Genomic DNA, 24,998 nt, shown 5'->3' with positions numbered 1-24,998 from the left:
GATTTATTGGATAGAAGCAAAAACCTATGCTGTCAGCTTTCAAGAACTCGTATGAATACCTGGTAACCAAGCGGCCACTGGCTGTGTTGGTAGTTATCGGCCTGCTCACCCTGCTGGCAGCGATGGGCTTGCCCCGCTTCAAGATCGATGCCTCGGCGGACTCCCTCACCCTGGAGGCCGATGAGTCCCTGGATTATTTTCGTGAGATCGCTGAGCGCTACGCTAGCGGGGACTTCCTGGTGGTCACCTATCGCTATAAGGATGGCGACCTGTTTAGCGATAAATCTCTACAAGCTCTGGCCAAGTTACGCGATGAGCTGGCCGGAGTAGATGGTGTTTCCAGTGTACAGACCATCCTCGATGTCCCTTTGCTGTACAGCCCCAAGCTGTCTTTAACCGATATCACCGATGAGATTCGCACCCTGTCCCAGGCAGATACTGATCGAGACCTGGCCCGACAGGAGTTTCTCTCCAGCCCTATTTACCGCGAATTGATTCTGAGCCCGGATGGCCAGACCACCGCACTGCTCGCCAATCTGACGCTGGATAGCCACGGTATAGAATTGGTGCGCGAGCGCGATGCCCTGCGCCGCAAGCGCAATACTGAGGGCTTGAGCCCGGAAGAGGCTGCGCGCTTGGAAGAGGTGAGTGCCGTTTATTTGGAGCACCGCACTGCTCAGGAGTTGGAAGCGCGGGCGCGAGTTGATGAGGTGCGGGGGATTCTCGCCGGTTACAAAGGCGAGGCAGAGTTGTTCCTCGGCGGTGTGACCATGATCACTTCGGACATGATCACTTTTATCAAAAGTGATCTGGTAGTGTTTGGTGTGGGCATCCTCGTCTTTATTATTCTGACTCTGTTGCTGATCTTCCGTCAGCCCCGCTGGGTGCTGTTACCGCTGCTCACCTGTGTCACCACCGCAGTGATGATCCTGGGTCTGCTCAGCTGGCTCGACTGGCGCATGACTGTGATTTCCGCAAACTTTGTCGCGCTGCTGCTGATTATTACCCTGGCGATCACCATCCACCTGGCGGTGCGTTACCGCGAATATATTGCGCAAAACCCCGACTGGAGCCGTGAAACACTGGTGCTGCAGACAGTGCGGTTTATGGCCAAGCCCTGTCTGTACACGGCCCTGACCACTATCGTTGCGTTTGTATCGCTGGTGGTGAGTGGTATTCGCCCGGTTATCGACTTTGGTTGGATGATGACGATGGGGGTAACTCTAGCCCTGATGTTGTCCTTCCTGATTATCCCCAGTTTTCTGATGATCCTGCCCAAGCGCCAGGGCAAAGTGAGTGAGGATAATTCCCATGCATTTACCCTGCGTTTCTCTAGCTTTGCCGAGCGCCATAAGTTTGTGGTGTTGGGGGTGTCCCTGGCCGCTGCGGTGATCAGTGTGGCGGGAATGCTGCAGCTTAAAGTGGAAAACCGCTTTATCGATTACTTCGATGATTCCACCGAAATTTACCAGGGTATGCTGGTGATTGACCGCCGCCTGGGCGGCACTGTGACCCTGGATATTATCCTCGACAAGCCTGTGGAAGAGGAGCCTGCCTTCGAAGGTGAGGAAGACCCTTTTGCCATGGAAGCGGAGGAAGATCCGTTTGCGGTAGAGGAAGATCCCTTTGCCTCAGATGACCCTTTCGGCGGAGAAGAGGAGTCTCAGGAACAGAGTTATTGGTTTACCGTAGCTGGTCTCAATACCTTGGAACAGTTGCACGATTACCTGGAGGAACAGCCAGAGATCGGCAAGGTGCAGTCCCTCGCCACTCTGTACAAAGTGGCTCGTGACCTGAAAGGTGGTCAGCTCAATGACTTTGAGTTGGCAGTGGCCAATACCAGCCTGCCGCCGGAAATCCGCGGCGTATTGGTAGACCCTTACCTCTCGGTTGAGAACAATCAGGCCCGCATCACCCTGCGGGTGATGGAGACTGATCCGAATCTGCGCCGTGGCGAATTGATCGAGCGCATTTACGATTACGCGCATAATGAAATGGGTATAGCGCCGGAAAACATCCACCAGACAGGACTGCTGGTGCTCTACAACAATATGCTACAGAGCTTGTTTAAGTCCCAAATCCTGACCCTGGGGGCGGTATTTGTGGGCATCCTGTTAATGTTCCTTGTGTTGTTCCGTTCTCTGTCGATTGCCATTATCGCGCTGGTACCGAATATGCTGGCGGCCTGTGTGGTACTCGGTGGTATGGGGCTCGCCGGTATTCCATTGGATATGATGACCATCACCATTGCGGCGATTACCGTGGGTATAGGGGTGGATCACGCGATTCACTATCTGTACCGCTTCCGCGCCGAGTTTGCCAAAGACGGCAATTACCTGGCTACCATGCATCGCAGCCATGCAACTATCGGTCGCGCCATGTTCTACACGGCGATCACCATTATTGCCGGCTTCTCGATCCTGGCGCTGTCCAAGTTTGTGCCTTCTATTTACTTTGGCCTCTTGACCGCCTCGGCGATGTCCGCGGCACTGCTGGGCTCACTGACTTTGTTGCCACTGTTACTGGTGATATTCAAGCCTCTGGGTGCCGGTTCTGTAGATAGAAGTGAGGTGGAAATTCCAGAGGGCGCAGCCAAGGCCTGAGGGAATATTTTTTAGAGCTAGCAATAAAAAGCCGGGCAATTGCGCGGCTTTTTATTAGCAGATTAATTCACGGAGAATTAATCCTGGCGGCTGGTGATTTCCAGAAGGTGGTAACCAAACTGGGTTTTTACCGGGCCGTGTACCTTGTTCAGTTCCTCAGAGAAAACGACCTTGTCGAACTCCGGCACCATCATACCCTTGCTGAACTCACCCAGGTCACCGCCGGAACGGCCGGAAGGGCATTGGGAGAACTGCTCCGCGATTTTGCCGAAATCGGCGCCATTTTCGATCTGATCTTTCAGTTCCAGGCACTTGTCTTCGGTCTGTACCAGGATATGGCGGGCTGTTGCTTTAGGCATGAATAGTCTCCATTCGTTAATAAACCGCAGCAGCTTAATGGCTGTGGGTCGTGCTTGCCACCGACAATTACCGGGATTCAGTGGAATATTGCACTCAAACAATTGGATTGGCGCTTAAAAGCCTCGCCAGTAATCTCGGTGATCCTATTGGCAGTGGTATCTTTAGTACTTCAACCCACCCAACGAGAGAGCATTTTGCAACAGATCCCCCTTTTTCCCCTGAGCGTGCCCCTCTACCCAGGTGTTGCGCTACCTCTGCGTATCTTTGAACAGCGTTATCTGCATTTGGTTAGCGAATCTCTGAAAAATGAGAGCGGCTTTGGTGTTGTTTTGATTCGCTCTGGCGGCGAGGTGGGCAACGCCTCGGTTTGGCCCCTTGGGGTCTATGTGCATATTGTCGATTGGAGTCAGGGGGAGGAGGGCTTGCTGCATGTGCAGGTAGTAGGGCGGCGTCGCTTCCGTATAAGTCATACCGAGCGGGCTGAAGATGGCCTGTTACTGGGGGATGTTGAGTGGTTGCCGGATAATGCCCCCCGGCCGATACCTGCAGATTGCGATGGCCTAATGGCAGTGCTGGAAGAGTTAAAGGAGCGTGCCAAGGACCTTTCACTCAAGTTCGATAATGTCGACTCCGCCGATGCCTTGTCCTGGCAACTGGCCCAGTTGTTACCCCTGGAGGATAAAGCGAGAGTGGATTTGCTGGCCCTGGAAGACCCCTTGGCCCGTCTCGCCAATATTGCTGAGAACCTGGATCGTTGGAGTCGGGAGTAACCCAACAGTAGGAATCCATTTATGCCGTTTAAACCCCCGGCTGCTGGGGTATACTGCGCGGCCGACCGGATTTCGCACGGAGAGCCAAGTGACCACGACAGCCAGCACTGATCAGCAATCTACCCGTGACAAACTCGAACAGATGGGGCGAGCCGCTCGAGAAGCTTCTCGCACAATGGCGCGCGCAGATACTGAGGTCAAGAACCGTGCCCTTGCAGCAATTGCTGCCGAGTTGGAAGCCAATCGGATCGAACTGGCCAAGGCCAATGCGGCTGATATGCAGGCTGGACGCGAGCGCGGTCTGGATGCGGCACTGCTCGACCGATTGGAACTCAATGATGAGCGCATCGACGGTATGATCGAAGGGCTGATACAGGTGGCCGACCTACCGGACCCGGTGGGGGAAATTGAGGATTTGTGCTATCGCCCCAGCGGAATTCAGGTGGGCAAGATGCGTGTGCCCCTGGGAGTAGTGGGCATTATTTACGAGTCTCGCCCCAATGTGACTATCGATGCGGCCAGTCTCTGCCTGAAATCCGGTAATGCGACTATTTTACGTGGCGGTAGTGAGGCGTTGCAGTCCAACCGGGCTATCGCCGCCTGCATCAGTGCAGGGCTGCGCGAGGCCGGCTTGCCGCAAACGGCAGTACAGGTAGTGGATACTAGCGACCGCGCTGCAGTGGGCGCCCTGATCACCATGCCCGATTATGTGGATGTCATAGTGCCACGTGGTGGCACCGGCTTGATCGAAAGAGTCAGCCGCGAGGCCAGTGTGCCGGTGATCAAACACCTGCACGGCGTTTGTCACGTCTATATCGATGACCTGGCTGACGAGCAGAAGGCCTTTGAGATCGCCTTGAATGCCAAGACCCACCGCTACGGCGTTTGTAACGCTATGGAAACGCTGTTGGTGGCCGAGGCAATTGCTGGGAAAATTCTGCCGCGGCTGGCCGAGGCTTATACGCAGAAGGGCGTAGAATTGCGCGGGTGTGAACGCAGCAGAGAGATATTGCCACAGATTAACGTAGCCAGTGACAGCGACTGGAGTGAGGAATACCTTGCGCCCATTCTCGCTATCCGCGTCGTGGCGGATATGGATGGCGCAATGGATCATATTGCCCGCTATGGCTCAGGCCACACCGAGGCTATTGTGACTCAGGATTACAGTCGCAGTCGTCGCTTTCTTGCCGAGGTGGATGCCAGCTCGGTGATTATTAATGCCTCCACGCGCTTTGCCGACGGGTTTGAATACGGCCTGGGGGCGGAAATCGGTATCAGTACTGATAAAATCCACGCTCGTGGACCGGTGGGGCTCGAAGGGCTCACCTCGCAAAAGTGGATTGTGCTCGGTGACGGGCATATCCGCCGATAGTTTTTCGGGCCCGGCAGCCAGTAAAGAGGTAATTTTGGCAACTAAGCGGCAGACCATCGCCTTATTCGGCGGCACTTTCGACCCGGTGCACTTCGGCCATCTGCGCATGGCGCTAGAGCTGCGCCAGGCCCTGGGTTTCGATGAAATGCGTCTGCTACCCAGCCATCAGCCTCGCCATCGTCAGAGTCCGGGAGTTTCCTCTCGCCAGCGTAGTGAAATGTTGGCGCTGGCATTGGCGGGTTGTGATGAATTGCAGCTGGATGAGCGGGAACTGCAGCGCGGTGGCGACACTTATACGGTAGATACCCTCGAAGCGCTGCGTGAGGAATTGGGGCCACAAGTGTCCATCAGTTTCTGTATGGGTACTGACTCCTTGTTGACCTTGCATCGCTGGCATCGTTGGCAACGCCTGTTGGAGCTGGCTCACCTGGTCGTTGTGACCAGACCCGGCTGGCACTTGCCGGAAGCGAGCGCAGCCACTGGCAATGCCGAGCTAGCGAAATTGCTGCAGCAGCATCGCGGCACCCTGGCCGATTTACATAAATATGCCTCAGGTCGCCTGGTTTTGCGCGAGCAAACCCTGCTGCCAATTTCCGCTACACAGATTCGCCAGTTGCTGGGCAGCGGCCAGTCTCCGCGTTTCTTACTGCCAGCAACGGTGTTGCAATATATTGAAGACCATCAACTCTACACAGAATCGGTTGCCACTGGTGACCCGTAATGAATCAAGGTGTTATGACAAATATTAAAGATATCGCGCTAAATGCTCTGGAAGATCTGAAAGGCAAAGACATTGTCGCTCTGGATGTTTCCGAATTCTCTGATGTGATGGATAACCTGGTGATCTGCACCGGTACCTCCAGCCGCCAGGTAAAATCGCTGGCGGAAAATGTGGTGGACGAACTCAAGAAAGAGGGTGTGCGCCCGATTGGTGTTGAGGGCAAAGAGCAGGGCGAGTGGGTACTGGTGGATTATGGGGATCTGGTAGTGCATGTAATGCTCGCGGATGTGCGCAATTTCTACGACTTGGAAAAACTCTGGTCTATGACTCCAAATACCCGTGACGAGGCGGATGGTAGCGATCCCCATCAGGGTTGATTAAGTGAAGATTCGCATCCTCGCCGCCGGAGGCAAAATGCCGGCATGGGTCCAGGAGGGTTATGCCGAATACGCCAAGCGTCTGCCCCGTGAAATTGCTCTGGAAATGGTGGAGATTCCCCTGGGGCAGCGGGGTCAGAAAAGCTCTGCGGCACTGATTGATAAAGCGCGCAAGAAAGAGGGCGAGGCCATGCTCGCTGCTCTCGGCCCGCGCGATCATGTGGTGGCGCTGGATGTTAAGGGCAAGCCTTGGAGTACAGAGCAATTGTCCGACCAGCTGCGCGACTGGCAGCTGCTAGGGGAAAATGTCAGCTTATTGATTGGCGGCCCAGACGGGCTTTCGCAGGACTGCCTGAGCAGGGCGCGCCAGCGCTGGTCTCTGTCACCTTTGACCCTGCCGCACCCTCTGGTACGTGTGGTTTTGGCCGAGCAAATTTATCGAGCCTGGACCCTGCTTGCCGGCCACCCTTATCACAAATAAGACATTTGCGACCAAGTGCGGAGAGATTTGCCAACTGGAATTCTCTCTCCGTGCGTTCGCTGTGGTAATGTAGTCCGAATTAGTTTTTTCCCGCGCCAGTCATAATCGTTTAAAAAACGCCAATGCCCCACGATCATCACCTCAAGGACCCCCACACGGAGCAGCGACTGTTTCGCAACCGCATGTTGGTGGCCATTGTTGGTGTCATCGCGTTGCTAGGGGTTTTGATTGCGCGTTTTTATAATTTGCAGGTGGTTGATTACGATGACTACCGCACCCAATCCGATGATAACCGTATTCAGGTACGCCCCGTCGCTCCAACTCGCGGGCTGATTTACGATCGCAACGGTATATTGCTCGCGGATAACCGCGCCAGTTATAACCTTTCTATTGTGCGTGAACGGGTGAAAGACCTGGACGCGACCCTCGAACTGGTCGGCCATCTGGTCCGTCTGGGTGACGGCGATGTGGCCAAATTTCGCAAACGCTTGCGTCGCCGCCGTCCATTTGAGCCGGTGCCTCTGAGGTTTCGTCTGAGTGAGGAGGAAATCGCACGGATCAGCGTGAACCAGTTTCGCATGCCCGGAGTTTCCGTGGAGGCCGAGTTGGTGCGCTACTACGCCCTGGGAGACCTGTTTGCCCACAGTGTTGGTTACGTGGGGCGTATCAGTGATCGCGACCTAAGTAATTTCACTAAAGAGGACGTGCGCCTCTATCGCGGCACCCGCAGTATCGGCAAGGTGGGACTGGAGCGCTCCTATGAGAAAACCCTGCTCGGCGAAGTAGGTTATGAAAATGTGGAGATCAATGCACGCGGGCGAGTATTGAGGGTGTTGGAGCGCCAGGACCCCAAGCCCGGTGCTGACCTTACCCTGCATCTGGATGCACACCTGCAACAGGTGGCCTCCGATGCCCTGGGTGATCGCCGCGGTGCAGTTGTCGCCATTGATGTGAACACCGGCGGGGTGCTGGCCTTCGTCAGCAAGCCCTCCTTCGACCCCAACCTGTTTGTAACCGGAATCAGTTTTGCTGATTATCGCGCCCTGAGTGATTCCCTCGATGTGCCGCTGTTTAACCGCGCGGTACAGGGCCAATATCCGCCGGGTTCCACCCTGAAGCCGCTGATGGGGTTAGGCGGGCTCGAGGCTGGACTGATTACCCGTGAAACCAAAATTAAGGATCCGGGATTCTATAAGCTGCCAAATGATCCACGTCTTTACCGCGACCATGTGCGCTGGGGCCATGGAGAAAAGGTGGATCTGATTCAGGCTATGGCGCAGAGCTGCGACGTCTATTTCTGGGATATGGCCCACCGCTGGGATATTGATGGCATGCACGATATGGCCGCTCACTTCGGCCTGGGTTCCAAGACCGGTATCGATCTGCCGATGGAACGCTCCGGCCTCTTTCCCTCGCGGGATTGGAAGCGCGGTGCGCGGGGTATGCCCTGGTTCCCTGGCGATAGTCTGAACGCCGTGCTGGGGCAGGGGTTTGTCCTGGCGACGCCCCTACAGCTGGCGGTGATGACCGCTACCATTGCCAATCGCGGTACCCACTATCGCCCGCAAATGGTGAAAACCATCAAAGGGGTCGAACAGCCGGCGGAAATTCTGCATAACCTGGAGGCGCACCCTGATAATTGGGATCTGGTGTTCGAGGGCATGGAGGCGGTGGTCAATCGCAGCTATGGCACGGGCAAACGCGCGGGTAAAGACCTGAACTTCCGTGTCGCTGGAAAATCCGGCACCGCCCAGGTGGTGGGTATAGCCCAGGGGGCCCGTTACGACTCAGAGGCTCTGCAGGAGCGCCACCGCGATCACGCCCTGTTTGTCGCCTTTGCTCCTGTGGATAAACCGCGTATTGCTGTAGCGGTCTTGGTCGAGAATGGTGAAGCCGGTGGCGGCGTGGCGGCGCCTGTGGCGCGGGAATTATTTGCCGAGTGGGTGCCACGACCAGACACCCAAGAGAATACGGCGCAGAAAACCAGATTGAGCAAAGGGGTGGATAATGGCTAGCCGCGATTTTTCTCACCGGCTGTCCGATGCTCACGGCAGTCTCCGAAAGCCGGTGAGTCTGGCGAGGCGCCTACATATTGATGTGCCACTGCTGGTGCTTTTATTGGTGCTTGCCTCTGTGGGGCTGGGGGTGCTTTACAGTGCTTCTGGCGGCGATATGAACTACGTGCGGCGCCAGTCTATATTTATGTGCCTGGCGTTCACCGGCATGTTTATTGTCGCGCAGATTCCGTTGGATTTTTATCGGCGCTGGTCTCCCTGGGCCTATCTGGGCGGCTGCGCTCTGCTGGTGGGGGTGTTGCTCTTTGGCACCGGTGCCAAGGGCGCCCAACGTTGGCTGGAGATTGCCGGCTTCCGCTTTCAGCCTTCGGAGGTGATGAAGTTGGGAGTGCCGATGATGGTGGCGGCTTTCCTGCACCAGCGCGCCCAGCCCCCGTCCCTTGTGACTGTCATTGGGGCTCTGGCCATCGTGGCGGTTCCAGCTGCTTTAATTGTGCGCCAGCCAGATTTAGGGACCTCTATCCTGATCGCCGCTTCCGGCCTGTTCGCGCTGTATTTGGCCGGGTTGAGCTGGAAGATGATCGGAGCGGCGGCCATGGGCTTGGTGGTTTCCGCTTGGCCAATCTGGCAGTGGGGGCTCAGGGACTACCAGCGCCAGCGTATCCTGACACTTCTGAATCCTCACGATGATCGCTTTGGTGCTGGCTGGAACATTTTCAATTCCAAAGCCGCCATAGGTTCCGGGGGTGTGTATGGCAAAGGCTATTTACAGGGCACCCAATCGCAGCTGGACTTTCTGCCGGAGAGCCATACCGACTTTATTATCGCGGTGTTGGCTGAGGAGTGGGGGATGCGCGGTGTCCTGTTACTGCTTTTACTCTATGTGCTGGTGATTGCCCGCGGCATCTATATTAGCTTTATGGCGCAACATCTATTTGGGCGCCTGCTGGCGGGGAGTATTACCCTCACTTTTTTTGTCTATGTGTTTGTAAACATTGGTATGGTTACGGGATTGTTGCCAGTGGTGGGGGTACCCTTGCCAATAATCAGTTACGGTGGAACCTCACTGATTACCTTAATGGCGGGATTCGGTATTCTCATGGCCGTAGGGACCGAGCGGCGCAGGGTACATTTTTGATGAACCAGCGGCGCAAATCAAAAACTGGATGTAGAGACGCGAGATGAAGACAGGAGCGGTGGTTTTGAAGTGGACCTCGGGACTATTGGTTGGTATGGGGCTAGCGCTTGCAGCTTGTGCGCAGGAGCCCGGCCACGGCGATAATGCCGACGCGCAAAAGTTTGTGGAATATATGGTGCAAGAACATCAATTTGACCGCAACGAAATGCAGGAACTGATGCGCAATGCCAAGCGCAAGGACTCTATCCTCAAGGCGATCAAGCGCCCCGCAGAAAAAGCCAAGCCCTGGTATCAATATAAAAAGCTATTTTTAACTCCGCAAAGCATTGCCGGCGGTGTGGATTTTTGGGATAAGAATGCTGAGGCCCTGGCGGAAGCTGAGAAAAAGTATGGTGTCCCAGCTGAGGTTATTGTCGCGATCATCGGGGTTGAAACCCGCTACGGTGGCAATATGGGAGGCTACCGGGTACTGGATGCACTCTCCACCCTGGCCTTCAATTACCCGCGCCGCTCTGAGTTCTTTACCAAGGAGTTGGAAAACTACCTGCTTTTAACCCGTGATCAAGGTATGGACCCTCTCGCGCTGAAGGGCTCCTATGCCGGTGCCATGGGTTACGGCCAGTTTATGCCTTCAAGCTACCGCGCCTATGCGGTGGATTTCAGTGAAGATGGCAAGGTGGACATCTGGACCAATACAACCGATGCGATCGGCAGTGTGGCTAACTATCTGGCCAGGCACGGCTGGAAGCCCGGTGAGCCAACGACTGTATTAGCCAACCCGCGCCCCAATGCAGATATGACCATCGTCAACGATACCCTACAGCCCGAGTGGACAGTGGGTGAGCTGGCGGAAAAAGGTTTTAATGCTACCAGCCAAGTGGCACCTGAAATGCCCGCGATTGTTTTCTCTCTGCAGACTGAGCAGGGCAAGCAGTACTGGTTAGGCCTGAATAACTTCTCCACTATTACGACTTACAACCGCAGCCGCCTCTACGCCATGGCAGTGAATGAACTTGCCCAGGAGATTGTTAAAGCGCGCGGCGGAAAGAGCTGAGTTGGAGATAAATAATTCCTGAGAATAATTGCCAAAGCCGGGAACTAATGGTGATGGTGGTAATCAATAATTTTCTGTTTTACTGAGCAGTTATAGATAACAGCGGCTTGGAGACGGCAGCCTTAGGTTGCCGCGCGCCGGGGGGATTATGTTTCAGCGCAATATACGGCGAGTGTTCCTACTCGCCGCTTTGTTTTTGGTCGCTTGTGGCGGCCCGCAAATTAAGCCGAATAAGCAGGGCGAGCAGGACTTCGATAGCCTTAAGGATAGCGGCCCAGCCAAACCGGTAAATATGCTCGCTACGCCGGAGCCCACACCCGTGCGGGAACCAATCGGACCGGCGGGCAATAAAAGCCCTTATAAAGTCAAAGGTGTAACCTATCACGTACGCCCTGCGGTTAAGGGCTACAAAGAGCAGGGTAAGGCCTCCTGGTATGGCACCAAATTTCATGGGCGACGCACTGCCAATGGCGAAATTTATAATATGTATGCCATGTCCGCCGCGCACAAAACCCTACCGCTACCCAGTTATGCCAGGGTAACCAACCTGGATAATGGGCGCAGTATTATTGTGCGCATTAACGACCGCGGCCCCTTTGTTCACGGCAGAATTATCGACCTGAGTTATACAGCAGCGCAAAAGTTGGACTATGTGAATCAGGGCGTTGCCCGTGTTGAGGTAGAAGCGCTGGACCCAAATACCCTGCCACCGGTGACGGAAACCCTATTGGCTGGCGATGTAACTGGCGGCCTGCCCCAGGATGCCAGTATCCGCCTGCCGGAAAATACCTTCCTGCAAGTGGGAGCCTATAGCAGCCCTGCCCAGGCCGAGAAAATTCGGGCTCGCTTGGCTGCAGCAATTGACTATCCTGTTTCTGTCAGTCCGGTTGAGCGCAGTGGCAAGCAATTTTATCGGGTGCGCATAGGCCCAATCTCCCAACAGCGAGCCCTGGCCAATGCACGGGAAACTGTGCAGAAGAACCAGCTGGGAGAGCCCCAGGTTGTGTATGAATAAAAACCATCGGTAAAAGTGCGGTCCGAACGGTGAATATTCCAGTTTGTGGAGAAAGGTCACGGTTACCGGAGAACCGTAAATTCCTGACGATATTCTTTTCTCGAACTCGCTGAAAAACCCGTCATCAGCTATGCCGGCAGCACAGGAGGGATAGCAAGTCGTCAGTGATCACCAATGGAATTGACGGTCATAGGAACGACCGTTCACAAAATACTGCGCAATGGCGCGAATTTTCTTGTATTTTGTCTTTATTACTGGCTCACGGCATAAGGTGATAAGCCTTCGCTGTGAATTAATCGCTTAAAATAAGTAATAGGTTAACAGCCAGCCAACGAACACGAGGATTAACGAGACTCTCACCTATGATCACACGGATTATCGCCTGCTCTTTTCTGTTGCTTTGTGCGGGCCTAGCCCAGGCGCAATCACTTATTCCAGCGCCGCCCCAGCTGGCGGCTACCTCCTACTTGCTTGTGGATGCCAATACCGGTCAGGTATTGGTGGAACACGAGGCTGATAAAGAGGTTCCTCCTGCCAGCCTTACAAAAATGATGACGGCCTACATTGTCTCGGAAGAGATGATCAAAGGCAGCATTAAAGAAGATGACAAGGTACGTATCTCTGAGAAAGCCTGGCGCAAGGGCGGCTCTAAGATGTTCGTTAAGGTTGGCGACCAGGTACCGATTATGGACCTGATGCGCGGCGTTATTATCCAGTCTGGTAATGACGCCAGTATCGCCCTGGCTGAGCATGTTTCAGGTAGTGAGGAGGTATTTGCTGAAGTGATGAACCAGCAAGCCGAACTGCTGGGGATGGAGAACACCAATTTTGTCAATGCTACCGGCTGGCCGGCTGAGGGGCATGTGACCACCGCCCGGGATTTGGGGGTTCTCGCACGTGCTCTGATTGCCAACCACCCGGAGCACTACGACATCTACTCCGAGAAGTATTTCAGTTATTCCGGTATCAACCAGCCCAATCGCAATCGCCTATTGTGGCGTGATTCCGCAGTAGACGGCATTAAAACGGGCCATACCGAAGAGGCTGGCTACTGTTTGGTGGCTTCTGCCATGAAGCGCGGTATGCGCCTGATTGCCATCGTGGTAGGCACCGATAGCGATGAAAAACGCGCTTCAGAGACCCAGAAGCTACTGGCTTATGGTTTCCGCTACTACCAGACCCATAAAGTTTATGGGCAGGGCGAAGTACTGCAGACCGAGCGTGTCTGGGGTGGTAAAGAACCCAGTGTTGGCATAGCAGTTGAGAAGGATATTTTTGTAACTATCCCACGCGGTGGCGAAGAGGGTATCAAGGCCGACCTGATTGTGGATGGAGAGCTGGAAGCTCCGGTCGAGAAGGGTCAGTCTGTTGGTAAAGTTGTTGTGACTCTCGATGGTGAAACTGTCGCGGATGTTAAAGCGGTCGCCGCAGAAGAGGTAGACCGAGCCGGTTTCTTCAAGCGCATGTGGGATTCTATCAAGCGCTTTGTTATGGGCTTCTTCAATTAAATTTGCTCAGTGTTGACCAGCCGGGGGTGGCAATTTTGCCTCCCTGGCCGGCTCGCCCGGTTCCCTGACCAGTTCCTCTGTCATTCCCTGTCCACTGCCCTGCGCTCACTGTATAATCGCCGCCCGGCTGCACCTAAGCTTTTCTTAATGTCCAAAGGCCGGTCCCGGAGAGTGGTATGAGTCAAGATCCCAATCAGAAACCCCCGAAGATTGAATTCCCTTGCGAAGACTATATGGTCAAAGTGGTACGCGATGCCAATGAGGACGCGCATCAGTTCGTTCTGGAAGTTATGCGTCGCCATGCCCCCGGTTTGGATGAGGAGCGCGTTACTCTTCGGGATAGTAGCAGTGGGAAGTTTACCTCGATGACCTTTTTTATCCTCGCTACAGGTGAGGACCAGCTCAAGGCCCTCTTTGAGGAGTTGAAAGTACATCCTGCGGTTCATATGGTGCTTTGATGACCATTGTCCGCAACCTAGCCCGGCGGGATTACGAGATCGTCTGGCGTGCCATGTCCCGATATACCGATCTTCGTGATGAAAGTAGCGCAGATGAAATTTGGTGTGTGGAGCATCAACCGGTATTTACCCAGGGGCAGGCCGGCAGGGCAGAGCATCTGTTGAATACCGGTGATATCCCAGTGGTGCAGGTGGACCGTGGTGGCCAGGTGACCTATCACGGCCCCGGCCAGCTTGTGGTTTATCCATTGCTGGATTTACGTCGCGCCCAAATCGGCGTGCGCGATCTGGTGACGGCCTTGGAGAAAGCTACGGTAGCAATGCTGGCAACCTTGGGTATTGCAGCTGCGCCCCGTGCTGATGCACCTGGGGTCTATCTGACAGAAGGGCCTCGCAGTGGCAATAAAATTGCTTCCATAGGCCTGCGTGTGCGCCGCGGCTGCAGCTTCCACGGTATTGCCATCAATATCGATATGGATTTGGCCCCTTTCCTCCGAATTAACCCCTGTGGATATGCCGGCATGCAAATGGTGCAGATGGCCGAGTTATTGCCACAGGTACCCTCCTGGGAACAGGTGGCGGAAATTTTTGTGTGCGAATTACTGCGTACCTTGGAGCTGCCTCCGGCAAAGTGGCAGCTACTTGAAGAACATGTATTGGCGCAACTGAGCGCGGAACAGCAGGAATTGAGTAATGGCTGATAAACCCGATCTGGTGCCGGTAAAGCGCACCCGCCGCCTTCAACAGGGGGAGAAACTGCGTGATGGTGACAAAGTAGAGCGTATCCCAGTCAAGGTTATTGCCAGTGATACTGTGCTGCGCAAACCCGACTGGATCCGGGTGAAAGTGCCAGCCTCAAAAGAAGTGGATCGCATCAAGAGTATCTTGCGCTCGCAAAAACTCTCCACCGTATGTGAAGAAGCCAGCTGTCCGAACCTGGGTGAGTGCTTTAGTGGCGGTACTGCCACTTTCATGATCATGGGGGAAATCTGTACCCGCCGCTGCCCCTTCTGCGATGTTGGCCACGGTAAGCCCAACCCTCTTGACCCGGAAGAGCCCAAGAATCTGGCGGAGGCCATTGCCGCTATGAGTCTGCGTTATGTGGTTATTACCTCGGTGGATAGGGATGACCTGCGCGATGGGGGTGCTCAGCATTTTGCCGAGTGTATCCGCGAAGCTCGCGAGCTCTCCCCGAACCTGCAAGTGGAAATCCTCACCCCCGACTTCCGCGGGCGCATGGATATTGCACTGGATATCCTTGAAAAGCAGGCACCGGATGTATTCAACCATAACCTGGAAACCGTACCGCGCCTTTATCGAGAGTCCCGCCCAGGTGCCAATTACAAGTGGTCCCTAAAGCTGCTGCAAGAGTACAAAAAGCGTCGCCCGGATGTACTAACCAAGTCTGGTTTGATGGTGGGACTGGGTGAGGAAAAGGAAGAAATTTTCCAGGTAATGGACGATATGCGCGAGCATGATATCGATATGCTCACAATCGGTCAGTACCTGCAGCCGAGTAAAGAGCACCTGCCCGTGCAGCGCTATGTACACCCGGATGAGTTTGAAGAATATCGTCGTTATGCAGAACAAATCGGTTTTAAGCATGCCGCTTGTGGTCCGCTGGTGCGTTCTTCATACCATGCAGATAAGCAGGCTCATGGAGAGACAGTAAGCTAAAAATAAGAAAATAAAAGAGGGGAGAGTTGGATGAGCTTTCCTCTTTTTTAAGATACTTTAATTGTAACTTTTATCTTCCTCATCCTTTATCCTCTCAACTCTGTTGCGCATAAAGTTCTTCGCAGCAGTGAGTTATTCAAAATAACTTTTAATTTAGTAAATGTTTTTCACTGGTTGAGTGTTTCTAGCGAAGCTTTAGTCAGAGTCAGCGATGGTCTGCTAATTCGATTATAATTCCAGTTTTTATCTTTTTAAAAAAACGATACTGTTTAGCTCTTGTCATTTCTGGGAACACACATTTGTTTTGACGGTTTAGGCTGGAAAGTAATTAGATTTTTTAAAGTGTGAAAGTATAAGAATATAAGTATTCACAATTATGACTACCATGATTATAGTTGGTACTAGCTAGTCATCTCTTGCGCCGTAAGCTTTTCTAAGTTTTTTCATTAACTCAAGCTTTTGCCTTTCCACAAAAAGTGCACCAGATACTATCTTATTGCAAACTCATTGCAACGGACTGGGTAGTCTACACTCTTGCTGAAATGGTACATCTATTCCTAGTGCGTAGTAATTGCACTAAGCGAGCATATTCAGTAACTTTAAGTTAAATAATAACGATAAGCTGACGTTGACCTATATATTTGTGACTGCACCTCTTAGAAAGCTGCTAGTCAGAGTGCACTAAAATGGTGATTTAGGTGCGCGGTCAATTGAATTGGCGATCTGGAATTTAAGTCGCTGCTAGTACCCAAGTGCAGGGTCTTACAGTGCTATCCAATATCAAACCATAATAAACACAATAATGAGAGAGAAAGCGATGACTCCAGAAGAGCGATACGAGAAGGTGAAGGGCCTGCAGCCATTGGAGCTTCTCTACAAGAGAGAGGCGGAAGAACCGGAAACGGTATTTCTTCGTCAGATGCAGCGCCGCGAGTGGCAGGATTACACCTGGCGTGAGGTAATGGATCGGGCCAGACGTATCGCGGGCTACCTGCGCAGCCGATTTGAACCAGGCGATCGAATTGCAATTCATGGTAAAAACTGTGCTGACTGGATCATTGTTGATGTAGGTATCATGCTTGCTGGTATGGTTAGCGTGCCTCTGTATCCTGGGCAATCTGCATCCTCTATGTCTTATGTTTTGCAGCACTCCGAGTCGAAATTGCTTTTTTGTGGAGCTACAGATAACAATGCCGCTCTTCAGGAAGTGGCGGACACTCTACCTTCGGTAGCGATTCAGCGCTGTGAAATACACTGCGATGAAGAGTTGGGAGCTGTTATCGCCTCTAATGAACGCTATGAGGAAAGTCCCGTTTTTAATGAGGATGACCTCTTCACCATTATGTACACCTCTGGCACTACCGGTAATCCCAAAGGCGTGATGCATACATGGTCGTCGGTAGTCTTTGTAGTACCCAATATGATTCGTGGTTATGGCTTTAATGAGAGCGACCGCGTGCTTTCCTATCTGCCTTTGGCCCATGCCGCAGAGCGAATCTTGGTGGAATTCCACTGTCTCTATTCAGGTACGCCGGTACATTTTCCGGAGTCCCTGGATACTTTCCTCGAAGACTTACAGCGCACCAAGCCAACTATGTTCTTCTCGGTTCCCAGATTGTGGACCAAGTTTAAGGAGGGAATTGACGAGAAGATTCCGCCTGCGTTGCAAAATGTACTGCTCAGAATTCCGGGCCTGAATAGTTGGTTAAAAAATAAGGTACGTGCCGGGCTTGGACTGGATCAGGCACGAATGCTGGTAAGCGGTGCCTCACCAATTTCCATCGAGCTATTGCGCTGGTATGAGCGTATGGGGATGCAGATAGCTGATGGCTATGGGATGACAGAAAACTTTATCTATGGCTGTTTTGTGATGCCGGGTGAGGACCCAGTGCCTGGTACGGTGGGTAAACCTTACCACGGTTGCGAGGTGAAAATTTCTGATGAGGGTGAAATCCTTTTCAAAAGCGGCTCTCTGATGAAAGGGTATTACTTAGAGCCAGAGAAAACTGCAGAAGCCATTCGGGATGGTTATTACCATACCGGGGATTCTGGTTTTATCGATGAGAGGGGCTTGCTGCATATTACAGGTAGGATCTCTGAAACTTTTAAAACGAGTAAAGGAAAATTTATTCAGCCTAGCTTACTGGAGGGACACTTCGGTAATGAGACCCTTTTGGCACAACTTTGTGTGTTGGGGCATGGTATGGATCAACCTGTGATGTTGGCGACCATATCGGAATCTGCGGAAAAGCTTCCTCGTACTGAGGTCAATGAACAGTTGCGACGTATACTGGAGTCAGTTAATGAGCGTTTACCGTACCATGAACGTATCCGGGCAATTTTTATCTGTAAGGAGGAGTGGACTCCGTTAAATGAATTTCTGACTCCCACTCTAAAAATTAAACGCAAAGTGCTGGAATCCCATTATCAACCACTCTTTAAGCAGCATGCGACTACTCAAGGGGTAGTTTGGGAGCCCCGGGATATCAAAGAGAAGTCTCAACGGGATTTACAAGCTGTAGATTAAGATCGTGTAATGCCTTAAAAGAAAAAGCCCGATAGCGGATAGCTTTCGGGCTTTTTTATTGGGGAGGAACCTGTCAGCTGAGCCAAGCTCAGTGGGTATAGCTTAGGCAGTTTGTTGAGTTGCCATTACGCCCAACCTCTATACGGTCCGCTGAACATTCGAAGTCATCGTTAAATTTACAGTCTTCCATTTTACAAGCGCCAACACCCGCGGTGCGGGAACTGCGGGTGTGCCTGGAATTAGTGAAGAAAGTGTCGCAATCTGGGTCCGCGCCTTCACCTATGGTTATCGCCCTGGCGTGGCAGGCATCATTAGCATTATAGGCACACTGAGTTGCGGCACATTTGCTCACTTCAGGCATATCTGTCGCGATTATCATGGCTTTCTTCTCCTAGATTAATAAGTTGGAGACTAGCTTAGCGCCGTGGCATGTCAATAAAGAAACCATGATTTTTGTAAGGCATTAAAGCTTTATCATATTTGTCTTGAATTGATAGTGTAATTATTCAATGGAAATGATTTAAATAGATGATTATGATTCAAAAGTAGTTGTTTATATTCATTTTCGAAATTTCACGATTCTTGACCGTGTCGGCTGTATCTTCAGGTGCAATGTTTCCACAAATAAATACTATTTAATATTTTTGCCTGGATGCCAGCCCTAGATATTGACTAATCGAAAAGCTCAAAAGTAAAAGTTTATTTTTTTAATTGTATTTTGATTGGATTTGTAGGGGCGATATCTGGTAAAGATTGGACTTGTCTCTGGTGATAAGCTACCAATCAACGCAGTTCATAACTTGGTTTGGAGTTCTGATATAAAGAGAAGGGACTTCTGGGTTCAAATGAAGAATAGCAATCTTGAAGTTTTACTGCTGTAGTCAATCAGTGTCATTACGTGTGATTACTGTCAGCATAAAATCTCTTGATTGGTATTGTTCTCATGCCTACTATCCGCCCCCTGTTCATGGTCTTTAGATTGAGGGGATAAATGAAAAAAATAGCTGTGCTGGTATTATCTGTCATATTTCTAGCCTCCTGTGGAGAAAACTCAACACCAGAGGATTTGGCAGAGGATCTTGTAGATGCGCTAACCTCCCAGGATCAGGAAGGCTACAACGATTTATTTATGACAGCGGAAGATCATGAAGGTTTGATTGAGTTGGCTCTAAATGCTGATATTCGTGAATCCAGTAAAAAAGGTTTTATGAAGCGAACCAATGAGTTGGTAGAGAAGATGCAGGGTGCAGATTATATACGTACCCAGAAAAGTAGAATTCAAACCGCTTACAAGAAAATCCTGTTGAAAAGTAAAAATCATTCCTTTGATTGGGATGAGGCTGATCTGGAGTCTATTGACTACTCTATCGAAACTAAGTTTGGCGTTGAGCGGGCAAAACTTGTTATTACGATGGAGTACATGGATATGAAATATAAAATCAATGCCCCCAGAATAATAAAAAGCCAAGATGGTTGGAAGTTGGACCTGATGCCAAGCTGGAGAGGCTAAGTTTAGGTCGCTGAGCCGGTGGTTGAAACTGTCGGCTCAGAAGAGACACTCTATCCAGTCATTTTTCATGAGTTGGTCATTATTGGTGGCAGTATTTTTGGACACCAAATGACTTCTGTTATTCTGTTAAGCTTCCCATGCCATCAGGAGAAGCTCTTCTGTTTCCCCTGGTAAAACAATCTTTTTCTCTACTTGAAGCCCAATTTTATTCAGCAGCTTTATTGAGGATGTGTTTTCGGGTAGCGTGATCGCGACAATTCGCTCTAGGTTTAATTGGTGTTGAGCATATTCCAGCACGGCTTGTGCTGCCTCTAACGCGTAGCCTCTGCCTCTATATTTTGCTAAGAAAGCGAAGCCAATATCTACATCATCAAGACAGTCCCGCTTGATTAAGCCGCATATACCAATGCCGATACCATTGCCAAGTTCAACTTTATAGAGACCAAAGCTGTACTTGCGGTACATGGCTATTGGCCCTTTTTTAATGTAATCACTAGCCTGCTCAAGAGTGCGCACTCCGCGATCGCCAATATATCTCACGAAGTCCTCATCATTGAGTAGGTTGAGCATCAGTTTCGAGTCACTTTCACAGAGCTCACTGATCACTAAATTAGGTGTTGTGATTTGAAACATACTGGCTTTTTTCACAATGAGGGTTGGCTTTGTATTGTGCCGGTACGCTGTTTAAATAGCGAGAAGGAGGATCGGGAGGAACTTAATATGGTGAAGAGGGAAGAGAATCGCGCCCCTGAGGGGCGCGAGTGTTAGCTCTATCGCTGGATTAGAAGCGGTAGGTAACATTGACCGATGCTTGCTCAGCCGCTGGGCGTGAGGTCACATTGGCACTTAAAGCGAGGGAGTCAGCCGCTTGCCAGCGAATACCAGCAATCAGGCCCATACCATCGTCGAAGAGGCCTTGGTCCACGCTGGAATAGCTGGGCATAGCGTTCATGTTACCAGCCATAGACTTAACACCTACCTCAAGGGTATCTGTGTCAGTACCGTTGGTATCTTCATACCAAACCTGCGCGTAGGCATTGATGGTGTTCCAGCTCTTATTGGCAAAAGCACCGAAGCGCAAGGTGTTGTAGTCACGCTCTTGGTCACCGTAATTCATGCCCAGGGGGTCGTACTCATTACCCATGGAGTCGGTGTAAGTAAAGCCCTCAATGGACTTTTCGGTATAGCCGTCAACTTCCATGGTCGCTCGGGTTACGCCGATGAAGGGGCCTAACTGGAAGCTTGATTCGCTAAACAGGTTGGCACCAACCGTCAGGCTCAGGGTGGTATTTTCACCGGAGGTATCGCCTTCCAGCTCGGAAGCAAAATTATTGCCGAGGGTCAGGGCGCGGTTTGCCTGGTCGAAGTCTACATCGGTCAGGGTCATGCTACCTTCAACGAAGAATACATCGTGATGGAAGCGGCCAAACAAGCTGTAGTTGGTAGAGGTGGACTCGATATCGGAGCGGGCGTTATCCACATCGATATCAGAGCGGCTCACCGCGAAGCCCAGTTCCAGGTTGTCGCGCAGGGCGTAGGTCATACCGATCAGGTTGGCATTACTATCGCCGCTCATATCGGCGGCAAAGCCGTTGTCGTAATCGATATCACCGAAAATGCCGCCAGCAAATACTGCGGTTTGGGCCTGGCTATAGCGAACGCCAACCAGGTTTTCATCCAGGCTGTTAATGTGCGTGCGAGCAGCCTGTGCGCCGATGTCCGGTAGCTGACCGGCGACCTGGGCGGCATTCACAATAGCGGTGTAGTAGTCGGCGAGAACCTGCTGACCAACTTGGGTGGGGTGAACGGTATCGTTGAAGATCAGCTTGGAAGCATCGGGGTTAGTGCCATTTGCACCGTATACTTCATGCTCGATACACTCACCGCCGCTGCCGTCATAGCAATATTGGCCCTGTTCGAATTCAGTAGACAGGCCCAGTTGAGCGGCATTATTCAGGGCCACCTTGAGCAGGCCGGCTTGGTCGACCATCAGAACGCCGTCGATATCTTTGGCTTGAGCCAGCAGATTGGCATTAAAGTCTTCGGAAGCCTTACTTGCATCAAGTAAAGCTTTCTCAATAGCAGTCGACAGTTGGGCATCAGCCTCATCTTGAGTTACTAGCCCTGCTGCTACTGCCGCTTTAAGCTGAATTGCGCTTTTACTGGAGTCAACAGTGTCTTTAACAGCCTTATAAACAGCTGGGGTCTTACTGATATCCGGCACATTGGATACCAGAATATAGTTAGCCCCTGCGTTGGATAAAGCGCCGGCAGCGCTCGCGAGCATCACGGATGCCAGACCTGCATTTGCAGTGGCTTCCTCAATGCTCATTTCACCTTTAGCGACACTTGTAAAGCCGCTCAGCAAGTCATTGCCGCCGCCATTTACCCAGTAAAGGGCGTTGGCATCAACAGTACCAAGTGTGGTTTCCAAGTAACCGCGTCCAGTGGGGTGAGGGTTACCGGTAGTGCCTGAATCCGCAATAATAGCGGCGGGTGAGGCATCAATCATTGCTTGTAGGCCATCTGCCATGGCCTTGTACGTTGCCGCATTTACAGCATCACCAGCGGCCTCATATTGCTCTGCGGCTGCAAGGAGCTCTGCAACCTTAGTAGGTCCTTGGAGCAATAATCCCAATTGATCTAAGTCCGCATACAGTCCAGTCGCAGTTTCGCGTGTGGGGTCTGGCAGTAGAGCGCTAGCGAAACTATGCATGTTGGGGTTGTAGGTCAGCCCATTAGCTTCCAAGTAAGCCAGGTAATTTTCGGTACCAACAATATTAAGAAGAACATCAGCTGCCTTATGGCCCCCTACGGCCCAGCCAGTGCCAACATTAGGCAAAGCATTGGCTACTTGTGCTTTAGCCGAGGCCAGCAGTTCTTCTTGGCTTAAATTCTCATTGACCTCAGGGAGGCACAGCGATAGGCCTGCGCAAGAGGGAGTAACAGGACCCAGCCCCAAATTCTGGGACATGACATTGATAGCGATATCATTTGCATCGCCACCATTAGTGAATACATCGTAGTTGCCTACGTCGGTGAGGCTGTCACCAAAAGCAATAACCTGGCTGAAGGCCGATTCTTCTGCAATTGCAGAAACGCTGGTAAGGGATGCAAGTGCAATAGCCGCCGCAAGGCTGCGCTTGGCGTTAGGCATGGTTTTCTCCTAGTCGCGGTAATGGCACACCCGCGGAGACATCGGGAGGAGTCCAGAGGAAACAACTGGGCGTGCATCTTTATTGTTTTTTGTTCCTGTACCTCAAGGAAGCTTGGCAATACTAGCGGATTTGACCCAGACAATAAAATAAGTCACGGGTTAAGTGGCTGGCTGCTTGGTCATCCCAAAATTGGGGGCCTTGAGGCACGCACAAAGTGGCGCAATAGTACTGAATGATTCTTTTTAGGTAAATGCGCTATGGCTTTTTAATCGTTCGATTCATGGTGCGTCTGATTAATGGGAAGGGCAAGTGTTTTTCTAAGAATGAGGGGTACCAGGGTACCGAAAGGAGAGTGTCCTAAAGAGTGATGAATTTCAGTAAAATATAAGTTCTCACCCTAATGGTCATTGAGTTGGTTTTGGATTTGAAATTATGTTAAGTGCCCGTCTAAAGATTAACCTGGCTGATGTGCAGTTCAGCGCTGTCCGTGCCCAGGGGGCGGGTGGTCAGAATGTAAATAAAGTCTCCAGTGCAATTCACTTAAGGTTTGATATTAGAAGCTCCTCTCTGCCTGAGGCGGTTAAGTCCCGGCTACTACAATTACGTGATCAGAGAGTTTCAGCTGATGGTATTGTGGTTATTAAGGCCCAGCGCTTTCGGACCCAGGAGAAAAATCGGGCAGATGCTTTGGAGCGTTTACAGCAATTGGTCGAGCAGGTATCCAGGGTGGATAAGCCACGTATAGCGACGAAACCCAGTCGAGGCTCAAAGGAGCGGCGCCTGAAAAATAAAAATCGCCGCTCTCAAGTAAAGGCGATGCGGGGAAAAATTAGGGACTAAGTAAGCAATTTCTTTAGTCTTCTTTTTATAATGACTGTTTTTATAAAAGCCAAATAGACAGAGCCCAGAGAATTTAGTGTTAGCTAGATACGGTTAGAGTTTTGTTTTAGCCGTTTATTTTAGAAAAAAAATAAAATAAAACTATACTGCCAGTAAATTATATTGGATTCTGCATTAGAAACTTATTTAAAGACGGAAGATAATAACTCCTTACAGATAAGACTATTTGAAGAGTGGCGTTAATAACTAACTTGTCCATGCTCCAGGTCGTTTAATGAACAGTTTCTCTTCTCCTCCGCCCGGGTTTACCCTGTTACTTATTGTGGGTAGGGAGATATAGCCAATAAATCCTGATATTCCAATTGTCTTTGTGTCAGCTCGAATAGTAGGTCGTCAATCTCTAGTCCCAGCTCGGTATGGCGCACCTTAAGACGTGCGATGTCGGCCAATAGGGTAACCCGCTCTTCGCGTGTCGCTTCATCTTCAACCAGTTGGGCACCTATTTCAGTCATGTCATCTAGGAGGTGCTCACGTTCCAGCTCCCGATCGTGAATAGCCGCTTCAATTTCTTCAACTGCAGTTTTGGCAATGAAAAGATTCCGGCCGGTTTCATAGCCTTTCAGAAAGAGCCCTTCAAGGCCCGCGGGACAAACGCCGGCGTAGTTTTCCCCTGAACGCCCTTCAGAAAAGCCGCGTAACTCTGTACAAAAAAGTTCTAACCCCTCATCCCGCCCGATGCGGTAGGAACTGGTATTGAGCTGAATGCCATACTTTGCACAGGACTCCCGTCGCTTGCCCATGTAACTCAATCCTCTTCCTTCGGCGCCGTCTTCATAACCCAGTGCCTGCCAGTCGGCTACTTGGCATTCATCTTTGCTCATGGTGGCGCAACCGGTGCTTAAGAGGGTGATGGCGACCAAAGAAAGGGTTCCAAATCTTAGCTTCACTGCTGTTTCCTATGATCGGGATAAAAGGGCAACTTACCTGAGCCAACCTGACTGTAAGCTGAAGGGAATGGGTTAAAGGCTCAATAAACCTTGTGCGATGCCAAAGTGTCTCTGCACTCTCTACATAAGATGAAAATGAAGAGGGGTAAGAGTTTAGGCATAGAGTTAAGAAGGCAGTGTAATTCATTGCCCGATAGGCCCTGTCTAATCCAACAGAGTTTATTATGTTGAGTGATTTCGATCGTTTTCTAATAGCCCTTTATTGGATTTAATTCGCCTGGTGTTTGTCCTTCTCTATTCACAATAGCGAAACTTTTTATATTCAGAATTTTTTAAGTTCTCTTCAGTCTTAAAAATTATTATTTGTTTTTTGGTGAGTGGTGCTAAATTGTTCAAGTACCATTTTTCTGTTGGTACTTGTTTCTTTGATTTTTATTGAGTTTTTCTATCTGTTAACCCCAGCGTTT

General features: G+C 51.3%; 22 protein-coding genes. 17 read left to right on the top strand and 5 right to left on the bottom strand.

Going from position 1 to position 24,998, the window contains the following annotated elements; translation table 11 throughout:
* The first annotated feature begins 26 nt into the window (after positions 1-26).
* Entirely contained in the window at positions 27-2,603 is a 2,577-nt protein-coding gene (locus tag ACJJJA_RS18785) for an efflux RND transporter permease subunit (RefSeq protein WP_444903029.1), read from the top strand.
* A gap of 77 nt (positions 2,604-2,680) precedes the next feature.
* Here ACJJJA_RS18785 and ACJJJA_RS18780 read toward each other — a convergent pair whose 3' ends face one another.
* Complete coding sequence (locus ACJJJA_RS18780; protein WP_286037026.1) at positions 2,681-2,983, bottom strand: peptidylprolyl isomerase; 303 nt, start codon at positions 2,981-2,983, stop codon at positions 2,681-2,683.
* Between the two features lie 33 nt (positions 2,984-3,016).
* Here ACJJJA_RS18780 and ACJJJA_RS18775 point away from each other — a divergent pair, with 33 nt between their 5' ends.
* From ACJJJA_RS18775 to ACJJJA_RS18710, 14 genes are all read left to right on the top strand, one after another.
* Positions 3,017-3,733, top strand: a complete 717-nt coding sequence (locus ACJJJA_RS18775; RefSeq protein WP_444903028.1) for an LON peptidase substrate-binding domain-containing protein — start codon at positions 3,017-3,019, stop codon at positions 3,731-3,733.
* Positions 3,734-3,821: 88 nt separating this feature from the next.
* A complete protein-coding gene (locus ACJJJA_RS18770) occupies positions 3,822-5,105 on the top strand; it encodes a glutamate-5-semialdehyde dehydrogenase (RefSeq protein WP_444903027.1) in 1,284 nt (427 codons plus the stop codon).
* On the top strand, positions 5,083-5,826 hold the full coding sequence (nadD, locus tag ACJJJA_RS18765; RefSeq protein WP_444903026.1) for a nicotinate-nucleotide adenylyltransferase: 744 nt from the start codon (positions 5,083-5,085) through the stop codon (positions 5,824-5,826). Before ACJJJA_RS18770 ends, nadD begins: the two co-directional genes overlap by 23 nt.
* Complete coding sequence (gene rsfS, locus ACJJJA_RS18760) at positions 5,826-6,203, top strand: ribosome silencing factor (RefSeq protein ID WP_252083125.1); 378 nt, start codon at positions 5,826-5,828, stop codon at positions 6,201-6,203. Before nadD ends, rsfS begins: the two co-directional genes overlap by 1 nt.
* 4 nt (positions 6,204-6,207) lie before the next feature.
* Positions 6,208-6,684: a 23S rRNA (pseudouridine(1915)-N(3))-methyltransferase RlmH gene (gene rlmH / locus ACJJJA_RS18755; RefSeq protein WP_444883939.1), complete on the top strand. Its 477-nt coding sequence runs from the start codon at positions 6,208-6,210 to the stop codon at positions 6,682-6,684.
* Between the two features lie 122 nt (positions 6,685-6,806).
* Positions 6,807-8,699 carry a penicillin-binding protein 2 gene (gene mrdA, locus ACJJJA_RS18750; protein WP_444903025.1) on the top strand — a complete coding sequence of 631 codons (1,893 nt, stop codon included), beginning with the start codon at positions 6,807-6,809 and terminating at the stop codon, positions 8,697-8,699.
* Entirely contained in the window at positions 8,692-9,837 is a 1,146-nt protein-coding gene (gene rodA, locus ACJJJA_RS18745; protein WP_252083122.1) for a rod shape-determining protein RodA, read from the top strand. The genes mrdA and rodA overlap by 8 nt, the downstream gene beginning before the upstream one ends.
* 43 nt (positions 9,838-9,880) lie before the next feature.
* Positions 9,881-10,891: a lytic murein transglycosylase B gene (gene mltB, locus ACJJJA_RS18740; RefSeq protein WP_252083121.1), complete on the top strand. Its 1,011-nt coding sequence runs from the start codon at positions 9,881-9,883 to the stop codon at positions 10,889-10,891.
* 148 nt (positions 10,892-11,039) lie between these two features.
* Positions 11,040-11,906 carry a septal ring lytic transglycosylase RlpA family protein gene (locus ACJJJA_RS18735; RefSeq protein ID WP_444903024.1) on the top strand — a complete coding sequence of 289 codons (867 nt, stop codon included), beginning with the start codon at positions 11,040-11,042 and terminating at the stop codon, positions 11,904-11,906.
* A 362-nt stretch (positions 11,907-12,268) separates the two neighbouring features.
* Positions 12,269-13,414, top strand: coding sequence for a D-alanyl-D-alanine carboxypeptidase family protein (locus ACJJJA_RS18730; protein ID WP_252083120.1), 1,146 nt, complete (start codon positions 12,269-12,271; stop codon positions 13,412-13,414).
* A 176-nt stretch (positions 13,415-13,590) separates the two neighbouring features.
* Complete coding sequence (locus ACJJJA_RS18725; RefSeq protein ID WP_252083119.1) at positions 13,591-13,872, top strand: HP0495 family protein; 282 nt, start codon at positions 13,591-13,593, stop codon at positions 13,870-13,872.
* Complete coding sequence (gene lipB / locus ACJJJA_RS18720; RefSeq protein WP_444903023.1) at positions 13,872-14,573, top strand: lipoyl(octanoyl) transferase LipB; 702 nt, start codon at positions 13,872-13,874, stop codon at positions 14,571-14,573. The genes ACJJJA_RS18725 and lipB overlap by 1 nt, the downstream gene beginning before the upstream one ends.
* On the top strand, positions 14,566-15,549 hold the full coding sequence (gene lipA / locus ACJJJA_RS18715) for a lipoyl synthase (protein ID WP_444883942.1): 984 nt from the start codon (positions 14,566-14,568) through the stop codon (positions 15,547-15,549). The genes lipB and lipA overlap by 8 nt, the downstream gene beginning before the upstream one ends.
* 817 nt (positions 15,550-16,366) lie before the next feature.
* Positions 16,367-18,076, top strand: a complete 1,710-nt coding sequence (locus ACJJJA_RS18710) for an AMP-binding protein (protein ID WP_252083116.1) — start codon at positions 16,367-16,369, stop codon at positions 18,074-18,076.
* An 88-nt stretch (positions 18,077-18,164) separates the two neighbouring features.
* Here ACJJJA_RS18710 and ACJJJA_RS18705 read toward each other — a convergent pair whose 3' ends face one another.
* Positions 18,165-18,455, bottom strand: coding sequence for a DUF1540 domain-containing protein (locus ACJJJA_RS18705; protein WP_252083115.1), 291 nt, complete (start codon positions 18,453-18,455; stop codon positions 18,165-18,167).
* A gap of 612 nt (positions 18,456-19,067) precedes the next feature.
* Between ACJJJA_RS18705 and ACJJJA_RS18700 the strand changes: the two genes are divergently transcribed.
* Complete coding sequence (locus ACJJJA_RS18700; RefSeq protein WP_252083114.1) at positions 19,068-19,586, top strand: hypothetical protein; 519 nt, start codon at positions 19,068-19,070, stop codon at positions 19,584-19,586.
* A gap of 126 nt (positions 19,587-19,712) precedes the next feature.
* On the opposite strand, the gene ACJJJA_RS18695 is transcribed toward ACJJJA_RS18700, so the two are convergent.
* The gene (locus ACJJJA_RS18695; protein ID WP_252083113.1) at positions 19,713-20,234 is read right to left on the bottom strand and encodes a GNAT family N-acetyltransferase; all 522 of its coding nucleotides are present in this window, start codon (positions 20,232-20,234) and stop codon (positions 19,713-19,715) included.
* Positions 20,235-20,367: 133 nt separating this feature from the next.
* Complete coding sequence (locus tag ACJJJA_RS18690; protein ID WP_444903022.1) at positions 20,368-22,743, bottom strand: autotransporter outer membrane beta-barrel domain-containing protein; 2,376 nt, start codon at positions 22,741-22,743, stop codon at positions 20,368-20,370.
* 433 nt (positions 22,744-23,176) lie between these two features.
* Between ACJJJA_RS18690 and arfB the strand changes: the two genes are divergently transcribed.
* Complete coding sequence (gene arfB / locus ACJJJA_RS18685; protein WP_444883946.1) at positions 23,177-23,584, top strand: alternative ribosome rescue aminoacyl-tRNA hydrolase ArfB; 408 nt, start codon at positions 23,177-23,179, stop codon at positions 23,582-23,584.
* A 317-nt stretch (positions 23,585-23,901) separates the two neighbouring features.
* Here arfB and ACJJJA_RS18680 read toward each other — a convergent pair whose 3' ends face one another.
* On the bottom strand, positions 23,902-24,531 hold the full coding sequence (locus tag ACJJJA_RS18680; protein WP_444903021.1) for a DUF2799 domain-containing protein: 630 nt from the start codon (positions 24,529-24,531) through the stop codon (positions 23,902-23,904).
* Positions 24,532-24,998: the final 467 nt, after the last annotated feature.

The sequence above is a fragment of the Microbulbifer mixtoriginis (SeqCode) genome (assembly GCF_052466865.1).
The sequence above is the reverse complement of the archived record's forward strand: the minus strand, read 5'-3'. Positions and strand labels throughout refer to the sequence as shown.